The sequence below is a fragment of the Asticcacaulis machinosus genome (assembly GCF_028550435.1).
Taxonomy (GTDB): domain Bacteria; phylum Pseudomonadota; class Alphaproteobacteria; order Caulobacterales; family Caulobacteraceae; genus Asticcacaulis; species Asticcacaulis machinosus.
Genome location: NZ_JAQQKV010000001.1, coordinates 42,724 through 57,796, shown reverse-complemented (window position 1 = coordinate 57,796; position 15,073 = coordinate 42,724). Strand labels below are relative to the sequence as shown.

Sequence of the window (15,073 nt, the reverse complement as noted above, 5' to 3'; positions counted from 1 at the left end):
AGGCTACAAGCGTCGCCTTGAATTCAAGGCGCAGATCAAATGCGCCGTTCCCAAGACTTTCCGCAGGAGTAAACGCGTGTCCCGACTGTTTGGCGCCTATGTGATTTTAAGCTGGAGCGCGGCCGAAGGTAAAAAGACCGGCGATTCCTCGGTATGGATCGGCGTCATGAAACGCGACGTGCGCTTTCGGCTGTCCTATGAGGCGCACAATCCGGCCACGCGTCAGGCCGCTATGGAACTGCTCAAGACTATTCTAGCCGACCTGCATAAGCGCGGCGACCGCATTTTCTTAGGGGTTGATTTCGGCCTTGGCCTACCGCGGGGCACCGCCGAGCGCCTTAAATTGGAAGGGACGCCCTGGCAAGCCATCTGGAAATTTCTGACGCACAATATTGTCGATAAGGCCGACAACACCAATAACCGTTTTGCGGTGGCCGCCAAGATAAACCGGCTAACGACTGATGAGGCCTATCCGTTCTGGGGCGCGCCGAAATCAGCCGCACAACGGTGGCTGTCGACGCTTAAACCCGACTCGTTTGGCGATTTTCCGGAATACCGCCTGACCGAGACAGCGACCCACGCGCTGAAACCCAAAACCCTGCATGCCAAAAGCCAATGGCAGATGCACGGCGCCGGCACCGGTGGCGGTCAGACCTTCTTAGGCGTCCCGGCGCTTAAAGCGCTGGTTGAGTCCTTGGGTGACGGCACAAAACTGTGGCCGCTGGAGACCGGCTTTGGTAAATTGAGTGAAAGCGATCTTGACGGCGTATCGACCGTCATTGCCGAGGTCTATCCGCCGCTGTTCAAGGGTGAAGCTGAACCGGCTGAGGTTAAGGACGCCACCACTACGCGCCTGACGGCTCAAGCCATAGCTGAGGTCGATGATAAGGGTGAACTCGGCGCATGGTTTGCCGCCCCCACTGGTCTAAGCGAAGACGATCAGGCTATTGCCATCACCGAAGAAGGCTGGATGTTCGGGCTGACCAAGGCTTAAGCTCTATATTTTTGGCAGGGCAACCTGCCGGTGATCCAGCCACATAAACCGCCCGACCAGAAAGCTGCCCGACAGCAGGCTGGCGATAATAACGGCATAGATCAGCCCCGGCACGCCTAAGCCCATAGCTTGCGAAAACAGATAACCCAACGGCAGCATGACCGCGCCGTAGGATATGTAGTGGAGCACGGTTGGCGTAACCACATCACGGCGTGCGCGCAGGGCCTGAGCCGCCACGACCTGAACCCCATCGGGGATAAAGAACCCGCACGCCAGCAGCAGACACGCCTGAACGCCCGCAATCAGGGCCGGATCAGACGTATATCCCCGCGCCATAGCCCCTGAGAACAGTAAAACGCCGACGACGACCAGCACCATGAATGCGCCCGCCGCAGTAAAGCTAACGCGGCCCATGCGGCGGATCGCGTCACGATCACGTGCGCCGAACGCCCGCCCCACCAGAACCGAACAACCGACCGCCAGTCCCATAGGCACCATGAACACCAGTGAGGCGAAATTGAGCACTATGGCCCATTGGGCTACCGCCACTTCGGATATCCGTCCCGCAAAAAAGGTCATGCCGGCAAAGGCCGTGACCTCGATAAAATATGACGCGCCGGCCGCATAGCCGACATGGCGTTGTTCTTTGGCCGCGGCAGGATCGGGGGCATGTTTGCGCAGAATGCCATATTCGCGGGCCTGCGGCAGACGAAAGACATAGATCAGCATCAAAACCATGATGAATATGCGCGCGATAAAGGTTGAGACCGCCGCCCCCATCGCGCCGTCAAAAGCCTCAAGTCCGGCAACCTGCCCCGGCACCAGCAAGATCAGAAGCGCCACATTGAGCACATTGCCCGCCATGTTCATGTACATGGTCTGACGCGTCTTGCCCAAAGCCTCTAAGAACTCCGAACAGCCGATGGAAACCATATAAAACGGCATGGAAATCGCAAACAAGATCAGCGGATTACGCGCCCCTTCGGCCAGGGATTGCGTCACCGTATGATCAAGCAGATAGGGCCCCGCCAACAGCAGCAGGATCATCGACCCCAACCCCAGCGCCAGCGCATAGCTCATCCCGCGCTGAAAGACCGCCCCGATCCTGCCCGTTTCCCCCGCCCCCAGATAGTGCGAGGTCTTGACCTGCAAGCCCACCAGCAGCCCGATTGAGGTGACCAGAAAAATACTGGTCGGTGCCCAGGCCATCGAGTGATAGCCCAGTTCCTTTGAGGAATAATGGCCGACAATCACCGTATCGGCCAAACCCATCAACATGATCGACAGGCGCGAAATCACCACCGGCCACGCCAGTGTGTAAAGTTCCGTGAAGGCTGCTTTATAGGACTGGAAGCTTGGTGTCGGCAGAAATGGTTTCATGCCGCGCTCTTAGCCGAGTTTTCTACCCGCATCAATTGACAGGGATACGGTTGCTGCCAGGAACTGACAGCGGACATGAAAAAAGGACGGCACGAGCCGTCCTTTTTGTCGGTCACTAAAGCCTTTAGGCCGCTTTGGAAGCCTTTTGCTTAAGGCTGTGCATCCGCTCGGCCACCAGGAACGACAGTTCCAGCGCCTGATCGGCATTAAGACGCGGATCGCAGTGCGTGTGGTAACGATCGCCCAGATCCTCTTCCGACAGGGCAAAGGCACCGCCGGTACATTCGGTAACGTTCTGCCCCGTCATTTCCAGATGCAGACCGCCGGGATGAACGCCCTCAGCCGCCGCCACATCGATGAAGGAGCGGACTTCCGACAGAATGCGATCGAACGGACGAGTCTTATAGCCATTATTGGCCTTCACGACATTGCCGTGCATCGGGTCAATCGACCAAACGACCGGCACGCCGTGGGCCTTGGTGGCCGCCATCAGGCGCGGCAGACGATCACCGACCTTATCCGAACCAAACCGGCCAATCAGGGTCAAACGGCCCGGAATGGCTTCCGGGTTGAGCGTATCGATCAGACGCTTAAGGTCATCAGGCTCCATCGTCGGGCCGCATTTGACACCGATCGGATTTTTGATGCCCTTCATATAGTGGACATGAGCGCCGTCCAGTTGGCGGGTGCGCTCACCGATCCACAGCATGTGGGCCGAGGTGTCGTACCAGTCGCCGGAGGTCGAATCCACCCGCGTCATGGCCTGCTCATAGTTGAGCAACAGCGCTTCGTGCGAGGTGAAGAAATCGACCTGACGGATTTCCTGCGCCTTTTCGGACGTGATGCCGATCGCCGACATGAACGACAGGGTCTCGGAAATCTTGTCGGCCAGCTCGCGATAACGCTCGCCCTGCGGAGAGCCTGACACAAAGCCCAGCGTCCACTTATGGATGTTGTACAAATCCGCATATCCGCCCGTCGCAAAGGCCCGCAGCAGATTGAGCGTTGCCGACGACTGATGGTACGCCTTTAACAATCTTTGCGGATCCGGCAGGCGCGCTTCGGGGGTGAATTCCATGCCGTTGATGTTGTCGCCGCGGTAAGACGGCAAGGTAACATCTCCGATGGTTTCCACCGATGATGAGCGCGGCTTACCAAACTGACCGGCGATACGCCCCAGCTTAACCACCGGCTTGCCACCGGCAAAGGTCAGCACGACCGCCATTTGCAGGATCAGGCGGAAGGTATCGCGGATATTATCGGCGGAAAACTCCTTAAAGCTTTCGGCGCAGTCCCCCCCTTGCAGCAGAAAGGCTTCGCCGGCGGCGACCTTACCCAGATGCGACGTCAAACGACGTGCCTCACCGGCAAACACCAGCGGCGGCAACGTGCTAAGCTCAGTTTCAACGGCCGACAGGGCGGCCTGATCCGGGTAATCGTCCGGAATGTGAAGGGCGGGATGCGACCGCCAGCTTTGGGGAGACCAGTTCTTTACCATATCCAACACTTTCATAAAAAAACCGGCTGTGCGGGCTTTTCCATGCTCATAAAACTTAAAAATGGGCCCAGTTTAAGACCGGCCCATCTAAATTACGGCGACAACTTAAACTCACATATAACACCCAAGCTTTAGCGAAGCAAATGTTCAGTAAAGTCAGATGCTTATAGTTTATTTTGATACATTATCACCTGTAACGACGCCTTTTGCGTCATCAGGGCAATAAATATCGACATAGCCGCCAGTGCCAGAAACCATTCCTGCCACATACCAAAACTCAAAAAGGCAAAGACAAAAAACGCCGTCATCGTGGCCAGCATATAGGGCTTAGGGTCGGTCCATAACAGGTGGTCCGGGCTGATTATTTGCGCATCAGGCGTTTTACCGACACGGCGAATGCTGACCAGCCACAGAACCGCGACCAGTACCAGCCCGACATAGCCCAGTTCCAGTGCGGCCTGAACCGGCATGTTGTGGGGATGCAGCGGAATGTGCGGGCTGAACATGCGGCTGGTGTCAAAGCCCCAGCCCATCAGCGGCTTTTCAAACAGGCGATTGGCGGCATATTCCCAAATTTCAACCCGCGCCAGCCACGACGGCGGGAGGTTACTTTTCAATGCGACGAGCCAGCCCTGCTCATGGGCAAACTTGATCAGCAGCGGAAATCCGAGGATCACACCATAGACCATAATGGCGATGTACTTTTCGATGCCGACACCGCGCAGGGTCGACCAGCGGCGGGCGACAAAAAAGATAATAACAGACGCCACCAGCGCCAGGGTCGGCGCATTGGCTCCGGTAAAAAACGGGGCGATGGCCACCGAGGCCGTCAGTAAAACGCGCGGCAGATTGGCACCGGTCTGGTTGAAGTAGAGCATCATCGGCCAGTAAATCATCATCAGGCCATAGCTCATCAGCGATATCTTGACGACCGCCAGATCAGGACGGATGGGCATACCCAAGGCGTCGGCCAGGGCCATATAAATCCGCGCCTGTGTCAGGGCTTCAAACAACGCCAATGCCGCAAGGGCCAGCACACCCCATTTAAAGCCTGCCATCAAGGCCCCGGCATCGGTCATCGACAGGCGAAATCCGGCAATGACCAACGGGACATAACAGATCGCCTGAAGTACGGCCTTAAGCCAGACCAGCTTTTCGTAGGTCTCATAATTCGAAAAATCCGCCCCTTCGGGCACGGATGCACGGTATAAGATCCATATCAGAGCCAGCCCCAGCGCGATCACAGGCCCGGTAATGACCTGCGCATGCCGCCACATGCCGATACACAGCAATCCCGCGAAGGTCGCAGGCAGGATGTATCCCAAAGGCGACGCAAAGGTGCATAACAAAAATAACACCAGCATCCCGCCAAACACCAGACGCATATAGAGGCTGGATTTCAGGCTCTCGACGTGAACTGATGCGGAATCGGCCGGAGCCATACCGCGTATATCCATATCAATGGGGGTAAGCGCCTGTAGCTTCATGCGGTCAGGCCCGTTTGTCCTTTAAGGTCACAAATTCCTCCGCAGCCGTTGGATGGACCGCACAGGTCGCATCCCACTGCGCCTTGGTCAGGCGCGCCTTGACAGCGATACCCGCCATCTGAATGATTTCGGCAGAATCGGAACCGACCATGTGGCATCCTAACACCACATCGGAGCCCTGCTCAACGATCAGTTTCATCAAGACACGGGTTTCGCCACCGATGAAGGTCGTTTTCATCGCCCTGAAACGGGTGGTGTAAACATCGAATTTGAGCCCGGCGTCTATGGCTTGCTGCTCGGTCAGGCCGACAGTGCCGATCTGCGGCTGGGAAAATACTGCGGTCGGGATATTCTCATAGTCATAGGTCGTGGGGTTGTTCTTAAACGCGGTCTCGACAAAGGCCACAGCTTCGCGGATCGCCACCGGCGTCAGGTTCATGCGGTTGGTGACATCCCCCACCGCCCAGATGTGATCCACGCAGGTGCGCGAATAGTCATCGACCTTAATCGCCCCGTGCAGTTCGATGTCACAGCCCGCGGCCTCCAGATTAAGCCCTTCGGTCTTTGGCTTGCGACCAGAAGCATAGAGCACCTGATCAGCCATCAAATCTATGTCCGTATTGAGATGCACACGGATGCCATCCGGTGTTTTCTCAAGCTTTACCGGATCGGCACGGGTCAGGATTTTGATACCGCGTGCCTGCATTTCCCTGGCCAGATGGTCACGCACCTCATCGTCGAAACCGCGTAAGATTTGCTCGCCGCGGTAAACCAGCGTCACGTCAACCCCAAGACCGTTCAGCACACCGGCAAACTCGACCGAAATATAACCACCGCCGACGATGACGACCGATTTAGGCAATTCCGGCAGATTGAACACCTCGTTCGAGGAAATCGCACATTCCTGCACGCCTTCGATGTGACGGGGCAGGAACGGCCAGCCCCCGACGGCGATCAGGATGGTTTTCGCCGTGACTTCATAGGGCTCCGAGCCGTCACTGGGCGTCAAGGTCAGCGTATGCGGGTCTTTGAACGCGGCATGGGCACTAATGATTTCGACGCCATTGCGGGTCAGGTTGCCGGCATAGGCTTGCGACAGCCGCGTCAGTTCTTTTTCATTGGATGCCTTAAACGCATTCCAGTCAAAGGTCGCCTCACCGGTGTCCCAGCCAAACCCGCGCGCATATTTAAGCTGCTCCGGCACTTCGGAGGCGTAGACCATGAATTTTTTGGGCACGCAGCCGCGCAGAACACAGGTCCCGCCGGGTCGGTCTTCTTCGGCAATCGCCACCTTAAGGCCCAGATTGGCCGACAAACGCGCCGCGCGCACACCACCGGAGCCTGCGCCGATCACAAACAAATCATAGTCGTAAGTCATTTTTTTCTCACAAAAGTGCGCACGCTCGGCGAGGCCTGAGATTCGGCAATGGCGTCATCAATATGCCAGCCATTTTGCCGCAACCATTCCAGCACATGATCAAAACCGCGTTCAGACGGTGTCAGGGCGATTTCCCCCTCACCCGAAAACAGCATGATGCTGCGTAAATGCACGACATCTTTGGCGGTAAAAATCTTCTTCAGGAAAGTGTTTTCAATGAATTTAGGGGCTTTAGCACTATCGTGCATCAGCACGCATTTCTCCAGAGCGCCTTTGGCCACATGAAAGCGCGCCTGTTTGCCCTCAAACACCGTCAGGTCAGCGTCACAGACGATTTTATATTTCGAGAACAAGGCCAATCACTTAACTCCTAAAATGCGCATTCCAAAAAGTGTATGCGGTTTTTTGGACAAAAAATGCGCAACAAATCAGGGTTCCAGAACCTTCACACCGTCATCGGTTCCCAGTAACGCAAATTCGGCCAGATCAAGGAACAGGCCGTGATCGACTACGCCGGTCGTGGCTTTCAACGCCGCGGCCAGTCCGGCAGGGTCAGAGATTTGTCCGCACGATACGTCAAAAATAAGGTTCGAGCCGTCAGTTATAAAGGGCTGGCCGTCTTTTTTACGTAATGTCGGCACTTTCTGGATCTCAAATTCCGCCAGAACGTCGCAAATCCGGTTGACCGTGCCCTTATAGGCAAAGGGCTCGACTTCAATCGGCAGGGCAAAGGCGCCCAGAGTTTTGACGTGCTTAGCCGCATCAGCAATGACGATGCAGGTTTTGGCCTGTTCCCAGATCAGCTTTTCACGCAGCAGTGCTCCGCCGCCGCCCTTGATCAGCGCCAGTCCCGGCCCGATTTCGTCAGCCCCGTCGACACACAGATCCAGCGACCCGACATCATTAATATCAAGGATCGTCAACCCCAGGGACTGCGCCAAAGTTGTCGTCTGCACTGAGGTCGAGACCAGTGTCAGCTTCATGCCCGCCTTGACCGTATCGGCAATGGCCTTGACGAAATGGGCGGCGGTAGACCCGGTGCCCAAGCCCACCTTCATGCCGTCCTTGACATAGGCGATGGCGGCAAGACCAGACTGTTCTTTTTGAGTTTCGGCTGACATAAAGTTCCTACTTTTTGCTGGCTTTTTCAGCGGATTTGAGGCTCCGGAAATTAGCGGCCCAACCCGGCTTTTCGCTTTGGCGTGAACGGGCGAAGGCCAGAGCATCAGCGGATACGTCCTCGGTGATCACCGATCCTGACCCGATCAAAGCTCCGGCTCCGATGGTCACGGGTGCCACCAGCGACGAATTGGAGCCGATAAACGCGCCGTCGCCGATGATGGTCTTATGCTTGAAGAACCCATCATAGTTACAGAAAATCGTGCCCGCCCCGATATTGACCTTAGCCCCCACCGCACCGTCGCCCAGATAGGCCAGATGATTGGCCTTGGCACCCTCACCGACGGTGACGTTTTTGACCTCGACGAAATTACCGATATGCACATCCTTGCCCAGCACGGCCCCTGGACGCAGGCGGGCGTAGGGCCCAATCAGCGCGCCCTCACCAACAACCGCGCCTTCAAGGTGGCTAAAGGCGCGGATCACCGCACCGGTTTCTACCGTCACCCCGTCACCAAAGACAACATTGGGTTCAATGGTCACACCGGACGCGATTTTTGTATCCCACGAGAACCAGACCGTATCGGGTGCGATCATGGTCACACCATCGCGTAAAAATTTCTGCCGCGTGCGGGTTTGCCAGACCTGCTCCATCATCGCCAGTTCGCCCTGAGCATTGACGCCGCCCACATCCTGTTCGGACGCAAACGTCACCTGCGGCATCAGATCGCGTTTACGCGCCAGAGCCACCACATCGGTCAGGTAATATTCGCCCTTGGCGTTTTCGTTGGTGACCTCAGCCAACAATGAAAACAGCAGCGCGCGGTCACAGGCCAGCACACCCGAATTACAGGCGGTAATGGCCAACTGCTCCTTATTGGCCTCCTTGGCTTCGACGATGGCGTATAGATTATGGTTCTGAGAGATCACCAACCGCCCATAAGCGCCGGGATCGGCCGCCTCAAACCCCAGCACAACCATGTCGGATTTTTCGGCCACTTCAAACACCGGCGACAGCACATCGGCCGACATCAGCGGACAGTCGGCATAGGTGACAATGACCTGCCCGTCAAAATCACTCAAAGCCCCACGCGCTGCCAGCACCGCATGACCAGTCCCCAGCGGCGGGTCTTGCACGACCACATTCTGATCGCCGACCCGCGCACGGGCGGCAATACCTACTGACGGGCTGTGGTTACCGACCACTACGACCACACGATCGCAGCCCAGATCGAAGGCCGCATCTATGGCGCGGTCGAGCATAGTGCGCCCACCAACCTTATGCAAAACCTTGGGCAGAGGCGATTTCATGCGCGTCCCCTGACCTGCCGCCAAAATTACTGCAGCCCGTTTGATAGTGGAATCTAAGCTCATATCGCGACTCATCTGTTGCAGCCTTACCGGATTTAGCCCAAAGCAGGGTTAAACGCCATTAGAGCGGATGATTTTTAATCAAATCATCATCCGCTCTAACTTTTAATTTGGTCGCGATATTATAGCCGAAAACCGCTCACACTTTTCGGCATATCGCTCTAGCACGAGTTATTATATGCCCCTCCTGCCCGATTTGCGCGATTATTGTCTGGCCTTCGATCTGGACGGAACTCTGGTCGATACCGCCCCGGATATCATAGGCACCTTGAACGACATCCTGAAAGAACATGGGGCTGAACCCTTCCCTACAACTGCGGCCCGCGCTCTGGTTGGCAAAGGCGCGCGCTCATTGATCCAGCGCGGTTTTGCCGCGGCGGGATTATCACTGACGCCGGAACAGGAAGACGCGATGGTACCGCATTTTCTGGCGCTATACCGGGAACGCATCGACCATGAAAGCCAGCCGTTTGAAGGTGTATTCGAAGCACTGGACGTCCTTCGCACGGCCGGCGCGCATCTGGCCGTCTGCACCAATAAACCCTATGATTTGTCAGTGCTGCTGCTGACCCGTATGGGCATGATTGAACATTTCAAGACCGTGGTCGGTGCTGACAGTGTAACTAATAAAAAGCCCGCCCCTGAACACCTAAAAGCCTGCACCGATTTTATGGGCCTTGACCTCAGCCAATCCATGCTGATCGGCGATTCCGAGACCGATTTTCTAACCGCCCGCAATGCCGGGGTGCCGTCGATACTGGTCAGCTTTGGCTACAACGATACGCCGGTCGCTGATCTTAAGCCTGACCGGCTTATCCACCATTTCCGCGAACTGCCTGACGCCGTCGCCGCCTGCCTCAAATAAAGGACTTGTCACCAGCGTTTTGAGCGGTTAAAGCACCGCTCCTCGCAATTGGTTCGGACTCGTAGCTCAGCGGGAGAGCATTCGCTTCACACGCGAAGGGTCACAGGTTCAATCCCTGTCGGGTCCACCATCTCCGCATTTTCTTCGAAAATCCGAAAATGGTTTTATGTTTTGGCGCTCAGGGCCAAGGGCCCTTGGCGGCGCGCAGCCTGCGCTCCCACTTGGTCACTAGTCGCTACGCTCCGGCCATCACTCCAAAGTCCTTCGCTGCGCTCAGTGTACTTTGTCGTGTGTCGATATGGAAAAAATTAGCTCGAAGCGGTTCTTCGCTAATTTTCACATTTTTCCTCGCTTAGAACGTCTATTTACCAGCCTCAACATGGGCTTTAAGCCGTCCATATTGTTCGGCCAGCACCCCATCAACAGGTGCCGCCCATTTATCGAGTCCGCCCTTGGCATAGCCCCCGACGTCATAGGTCGCTGTTAGGGTTGTGCCGCTATCTGTCGCTTTTAGCGTAAGATTCCAAAAACCTGACGCCCCCGTGAACTGCAACGGCCCAAGCCCGCCGAACAGCCTGAGCCCTTCATTCGGCTGCAGGGCAACAACCCGCATATGTTCGATCATCCCGCCTTTGGGCAAGGCTTCGCAGTAACAGCCGCCTGCGCGCGGCTCCAGCGTCAGATTGGCCGCATCACCTGACCAGCTATGCTCAGGATTCCACCACTTTGACGGCTGAAGCAGGGCCGCATAAACCGCCTCTGCCGGCGCGTTGATCTCTATGACATGCCTGACCTCAAACCCGCCCGTTAAGGCTTCAACCACTTCAGCCTCAGCCGCGCCAGCCAGCCCGCATAAGACGGCAATGATGATACCTGCTTTCATATCAGCCCTCCGGAATTTAACGGCCTTAAACCTTATCACAAACCTATTGAAACCCGATAGCGGCAAGCGCATCTGTGTGGGCACAGAAGATGGAGACAATATATGACCAGCCCCCTAGTGATCGACAATACCGATAAAAGCCGTTTTGAGCTCGTCGTCGATGGCGAAACCGCCTATGCCGACTATCACGTTACCGGCGACACGCTCTATATCGATTATGTGTTCGCCCCTGAGGCCCTGCGCGGCACAGGCACGGCCGGAAAACTGATGCAGGGGCTGGTGGACATCATCAGCAACCGCCCGCAAAAAATCGTACCGATCTGTGGTTATGCCGCCGCCTGGCTCAAGCGCCACCGGCTTTGATTTTTGGCATAATATGGCTGCGATAACCCAACACCTTTCGCACATCACCTTTGCGGCAAATCCTTACCATTCAAGGCTTTGAAGCATCCTTAAGTTTTTTTGGTTAACCCTATAGTTACCACTGCGACCGATAGTCGCAGACTAAGTGAATCGTTTAAATATAAGGGTTATCCGCGTGCGCACTGTTTTGTCCTCCCTCAAAGGCCGCATCCTTGGCGCCGTGTTCGCCTGTATTGCCACCGCCGTTCTGATGAGCGCCGGGTTTGATTTTCTGTCGATGAAGGCCGAACAGGACGCTCAGGTGCGCCAGCAACTGGAATGGTCATTGCGGGTGGCCGCCGATAAATACGCAACCATTGCCACAGGCACTGAGGTTGAAACGGATGAGGCCGGTATCGTGCAGGCCGTGCGTGCTGAAACGATTGCGGATATTGCCGATAATGGCCTGGTCGATGCGATCGGCCAGATCAACAGTGGCTACGTCACTATATTTGCCGCTGATGAAGCCGCTCAGGACTTTGTGCGCTTATCTACCAACGTCATCAAGGCCGACGGCAACCGCGCGGTCGGCACGCCCTTGGGTAAAGACAGCGCCGCCTTCCCGGCCATATCCGCGGGCAAGCCATTTTTTGGCGTGGCCGCCATCGTCGGTGAAAAATACCAGACCGCTTATACGCCGGTAATAAACGCTGACGGCAAGGTCATCGGGATTATTTTTGTCGGCACGGCCAAGGTCTCTGACCTGAATGCGGCCCTGATCGGGCAAGCCCTGAAGCTAGGTGGCATGGCCATTGTCATGCTGCTTTTGACCTCAGCCGTCGTCTATGGCCTGTTGTCAAAAGAGTTCAAAAAGATTGAGAAAATATCCAACGCCGCCCGCGATATCGCCCAGGGGCAACTGGATCGCGACATTCCGCATCAGAATGATAGCGACGAAATCGGCCTGATCGGGCGCGCCATCGGCAATCTGCGCGATGCCGCCCGTGAGCGCGAGGCCCTGCGCGAGCAACAGGCCATTGAGGCCGCTCAGGCTCTGGCCCGTCGTGACAGCACCCAGACGGGTGTAGCGACCTTCCTGCAAACGACGCGCAGCCTGTTTGACGCCTTGAGTCAGGACGTTCATGCCCTGAGCCGCCTGTCCGGCGACATGCAATCCAGCGCCGTGGCAACCGCTCAGTCGACCGATACGGCGGCCCAAACCAGTGACGAAGCCTCACGCACCGTGGCGAATGTCGCCGAAGCCTCACAGACTCTGGCGCGCGCGGTCGATGAAGTCTCAGCCTCGGTTCAGAGCACGTCGCAAGCCCTGCATAAGGCCACCGTCGAAGGCGATGCCGCCACGGTCAAGGTTGCGCAACTGGCCAATGCGGCTGAAAAAATCGATGATGTTGTGCGCCTGATCCGTCAGATTGCGGCCCAGACCAACCTTTTGGCACTGAACGCCACAATCGAGGCCGCCCGCGCCGGTGAAGCCGGTAAAGGGTTTGCCGTCGTCGCCACCGAAGTCAAATCGCTAGCTAACCAGACCGCCAAGGCGACCGAAGACATCGTGGCCCAGATCAGCGAAATCCAGACCGCCACGCGCGACACGGTTGATGCCATCACCAACATCACGGCGGTTCTGGGCGAAGTGCAAAACCTGGCTTCGGCCATGTCGGGTGCGGTTGCCGACCAGAGCCAGTCATCCTCGGCCATCTCCGAAGGGGCATCATCGGCGGCCCGCAGCGCCGACGATACCCGTCAGGCGGTGGTCAATGCGTCCGAGCGGGTAGCCGCCTCCCGCCAGACCGCGCAGGATCTGGCGACCGCGGCCGACCGGGTCACGGATGCCCTGTCGCACCTGTCCAGCGCCGTCGAAACCTTCGCCTCAGACCGCGCAGCTTAGGGTTTTATCTTATCCGGGTCGGCGACATCCTCACGTAGGATGCGTTCCAGTTCTTCGGCACTCAGCTTAGACAGGTTTACCAGTTCAGGCTCATTGTCGAAGAACTCAAACGACTTTTTGAGCGTCATCACATCATGCGCCATAAACTTCTTGGCCTTGCGCTCCATATCTACGGGTTTGAAGCCCAAAGCGATCATCACTTCGCGGGCCATGTTAAGCGACGATTCAAAAGTCTCCCGCCTGAAATGATCAGCACCGGCCTTATCCAGTTCATAGGCATGGCGTCGGTTACGGGCGCGGGCATAGATTTTCAGATTTGGAAAATAGGCTCTGGCCATCCGCACAATCGTCAGGGCATCATCCGGCCCATCGACCGCCACCACCAGAATATCAGCCTCTGCGGCCCCGGCGCTGCGTAACAGATCAAGCCGGGTTGCATCTCCGAAATAGGCACTGTTGCCAAATTTACGCACCAGTTCGATCTGATCGGGGTTGTTCTCCAGAACCGTGATCCCCACCCCCTGATGGCGTAAGAATCGGCCAATGACCTGTCCATAGCGACCAAAACCGGCAATGATAACGCGGTTGCGTTCATTGATCGCATCAAATTGCCGCTCCGGCAGCATGGTCACAAACCGGGGCACAGCATAGCGGGCATATAGCTCCATGATCAGAGGCGTCAGCGCAATCGATATGGTCACGATCAGCATGAGTGACCGGTACATCTCACCATCAATTACCCGCAATCCATAGATCATCTGAAACAACACAAAGGCAAATTCGCCGCCCTGCGCCAACCCCAGCGCCAGCCCCAGATTTTCTTCGCCGCTAAAGCCAAAAATCTTGGCCAGTACAATCAGAATCAACGCCTTAAGCGCCATCAATCCCAGCACCGCCCCCATCAGACCCAGCGGATTTTCCAGCAGGACCTCGAAATTCATGCCCATGCCGACCGTGATGAAAAATAACCCCAGCAGCAGGCCTTTGAACGGCTCGATGTCGGTCTCAATGGTGCGCTTATATTCTGAGTTGGCCAGGATCACCCCGCCGATAAAGGCCCCCAGCGCCGGCGACACGCCCACCATTTCCATCAGCACGGTTGTCCCCACCACCAGCGCCAGAGACGTGGCAGTGAACAATTCACGCAGGTTGGTCTTGGCCACCGCATGGAACAGGCGGGGCAGCACAAAGCGCGCCGCCGCAATCATGGTAACCAGCACCAAGGCCACCGCGCCCGCCTGCATCCATGCCGGCGCCTCGGCCAACAGCCCCTCGGCATGGCCGGATTCGCGCGCAATGCGGCTTTCGGGCACCCCCAGAGACGCCGCCAGAAACGGCAGGATCAGCAGGATGAAAATGACGGCGATGTCCTGAAACAGCAGCACTGAAAATGACGACTGCCCGACATTGGTGTGCAGCAGCTTTTTCTCCTGAAGCATTTGCATTACCAGCGCGGTCGATGACAGTGACAGCGCCATACCGACCGCCAAAGTCGTTTGCCAGTCATGCCCCATCGCCATCCCGACCAGCATAATCGCCACGCTGGTCACCACCACCTGCAATCCGCCCAGACCGATGATGGACCGGCGCAGACGCCACAGAATCTCCGGCTCAAGCTCAAGCCCGATCAGAAACAGCATCATGATCACGCCAAATTCGGCAAAGCCCATGATCCGCTCTGGCTGATCAATCAGCCCCAGACCAAACGGCCCGATCAGAACACCCACAATCAGATAACCGAGTACCGATCCCAGCTTAAAACGCGATGCCAGCGGCACCACCACACAGGCCGCCGCCAGAAAGATGAAAATGTTGATCAGCAGTTTCGATTCCATGATGGCTTAACTGAT

General features: G+C 56.7%; 13 protein-coding genes and 1 tRNA gene. 5 read left to right on the top strand and 9 right to left on the bottom strand.

Translation table 11 applies throughout. The annotated features are described in order from the left end of the window. Positions 1-76 precede the first annotated feature (76 nt). A complete protein-coding gene (locus PQU98_RS00255) occupies positions 77-994 on the top strand; it encodes a cobalamin biosynthesis protein CbiG (RefSeq protein WP_272742881.1) in 918 nt (305 codons plus the stop codon). Positions 995-997: 3 nt separating this feature from the next. Here the strand turns inward: PQU98_RS00255 and PQU98_RS00250 are convergent, their stop codons facing one another. The 7 genes from PQU98_RS00250 to glmU all read right to left on the bottom strand — a co-directional run bounded on the left by PQU98_RS00250 (position 998) and on the right by glmU (position 9,230). Next, positions 998-2,374, bottom strand: a complete 1,377-nt coding sequence (locus PQU98_RS00250; RefSeq protein ID WP_272742880.1) for an MATE family efflux transporter — start codon at positions 2,372-2,374, stop codon at positions 998-1,000. Between the two features lie 124 nt (positions 2,375-2,498). Further along, a complete protein-coding gene (locus PQU98_RS00245; protein ID WP_272742879.1) occupies positions 2,499-3,872 on the bottom strand; it encodes a class II 3-deoxy-7-phosphoheptulonate synthase in 1,374 nt (457 codons plus the stop codon). A 164-nt stretch (positions 3,873-4,036) separates the two neighbouring features. Continuing rightward, the gene (locus PQU98_RS00240; RefSeq protein WP_272742878.1) at positions 4,037-5,359 is read right to left on the bottom strand and encodes an O-antigen ligase family protein; all 1,323 of its coding nucleotides are present in this window, start codon (positions 5,357-5,359) and stop codon (positions 4,037-4,039) included. A 4-nt stretch (positions 5,360-5,363) separates the two neighbouring features. After that, positions 5,364-6,737, bottom strand: a complete 1,374-nt coding sequence (gene gor / locus PQU98_RS00235) for a glutathione-disulfide reductase (protein ID WP_272742877.1) — start codon at positions 6,735-6,737, stop codon at positions 5,364-5,366. Further along, positions 6,734-7,096 (bottom strand): hypothetical protein, encoded by a 363-nt coding sequence (locus PQU98_RS00230; RefSeq protein WP_272742876.1) that lies wholly within the window; start codon positions 7,094-7,096, stop codon positions 6,734-6,736. Before PQU98_RS00230 ends, gor begins: the two co-directional genes overlap by 4 nt. Positions 7,097-7,165: 69 nt before the next feature. Beyond that, positions 7,166-7,858 carry a ribose-5-phosphate isomerase RpiA gene (gene rpiA / locus PQU98_RS00225; RefSeq protein WP_272742875.1) on the bottom strand — a complete coding sequence of 231 codons (693 nt, stop codon included), beginning with the start codon at positions 7,856-7,858 and terminating at the stop codon, positions 7,166-7,168. 7 nt (positions 7,859-7,865) lie between these two features. Next, a complete protein-coding gene (glmU, locus tag PQU98_RS00220; RefSeq protein WP_272742874.1) occupies positions 7,866-9,230 on the bottom strand; it encodes a bifunctional UDP-N-acetylglucosamine diphosphorylase/glucosamine-1-phosphate N-acetyltransferase GlmU in 1,365 nt (454 codons plus the stop codon). A gap of 175 nt (positions 9,231-9,405) precedes the next feature. Between glmU and gph the strand changes: the two genes are divergently transcribed. Then, complete coding sequence (gene gph / locus PQU98_RS00215; protein WP_272742873.1) at positions 9,406-10,092, top strand: phosphoglycolate phosphatase; 687 nt, start codon at positions 9,406-9,408, stop codon at positions 10,090-10,092. A 55-nt stretch (positions 10,093-10,147) separates the two neighbouring features. Then, a tRNA-Val gene (locus tag PQU98_RS00210) sits at positions 10,148-10,222 on the top strand. A 231-nt stretch (positions 10,223-10,453) separates the two neighbouring features. Here the strand turns inward: PQU98_RS00210 and PQU98_RS00205 are convergent. After that, entirely contained in the window at positions 10,454-10,975 is a 522-nt protein-coding gene (locus PQU98_RS00205) for an SRPBCC family protein (protein WP_272742872.1), read from the bottom strand. 102 nt (positions 10,976-11,077) lie between these two features. On the opposite strand from PQU98_RS00205, the gene PQU98_RS00200 reads away from it, so the two are divergent. Next, a complete protein-coding gene (locus PQU98_RS00200; protein WP_272742871.1) occupies positions 11,078-11,338 on the top strand; it encodes a GNAT family N-acetyltransferase in 261 nt (86 codons plus the stop codon). Positions 11,339-11,513: 175 nt separating this feature from the next. Then, positions 11,514-13,223 carry a methyl-accepting chemotaxis protein gene (locus tag PQU98_RS00195; protein ID WP_272742870.1) on the top strand — a complete coding sequence of 570 codons (1,710 nt, stop codon included), beginning with the start codon at positions 11,514-11,516 and terminating at the stop codon, positions 13,221-13,223. On the opposite strand, the gene PQU98_RS00190 is transcribed toward PQU98_RS00195, so the two are convergent. Beyond that, a complete protein-coding gene (locus tag PQU98_RS00190; RefSeq protein WP_272742869.1) occupies positions 13,220-15,058 on the bottom strand; it encodes a monovalent cation:proton antiporter-2 (CPA2) family protein in 1,839 nt (612 codons plus the stop codon). The genes PQU98_RS00195 and PQU98_RS00190 overlap by 4 nt on opposite strands. Positions 15,059-15,073: the final 15 nt, after the last annotated feature.

Bases quoted from the DNA above. Each gene is read 5' to 3' on its own strand.
- PQU98_RS00250 (WP_272742880.1), bottom strand. From the start codon at position 2,374: ATGAAACCATTTCTGCCGACACCAAGCTTCCAGTCCTATAAAGCAGCC.
- PQU98_RS00245 (WP_272742879.1), bottom strand. From the start codon at position 3,872: ATGGTAAAGAACTGGTCTCCCCAAAGCTGGCGGTCGCATCCCGCCCTT.
- PQU98_RS00240 (WP_272742878.1), bottom strand. From the start codon at position 5,359: ATGAAGCTACAGGCGCTTACCCCCATTGATATGGATATACGCGGTATG.
- gor (WP_272742877.1), bottom strand. From the start codon at position 6,737: ATGACTTACGACTATGATTTGTTTGTGATCGGCGCAGGCTCCGGTGGT.
- rpiA (WP_272742875.1), bottom strand. From the start codon at position 7,858: ATGTCAGCCGAAACTCAAAAAGAACAGTCTGGTCTTGCCGCCATCGCC.
- glmU (WP_272742874.1), bottom strand. From the start codon at position 9,230: ATGAGCTTAGATTCCACTATCAAACGGGCTGCAGTAATTTTGGCGGCA.
- gph (WP_272742873.1), top strand. From the start codon at position 9,406: ATGCCCCTCCTGCCCGATTTGCGCGATTATTGTCTGGCCTTCGATCTG.
- PQU98_RS00205 (WP_272742872.1), bottom strand. From the start codon at position 10,975: ATGAAAGCAGGTATCATCATTGCCGTCTTATGCGGGCTGGCTGGCGCG.
- PQU98_RS00200 (WP_272742871.1), top strand. From the start codon at position 11,078: ATGACCAGCCCCCTAGTGATCGACAATACCGATAAAAGCCGTTTTGAG.
- PQU98_RS00190 (WP_272742869.1), bottom strand. From the start codon at position 15,058: ATGGAATCGAAACTGCTGATCAACATTTTCATCTTTCTGGCGGCGGCC.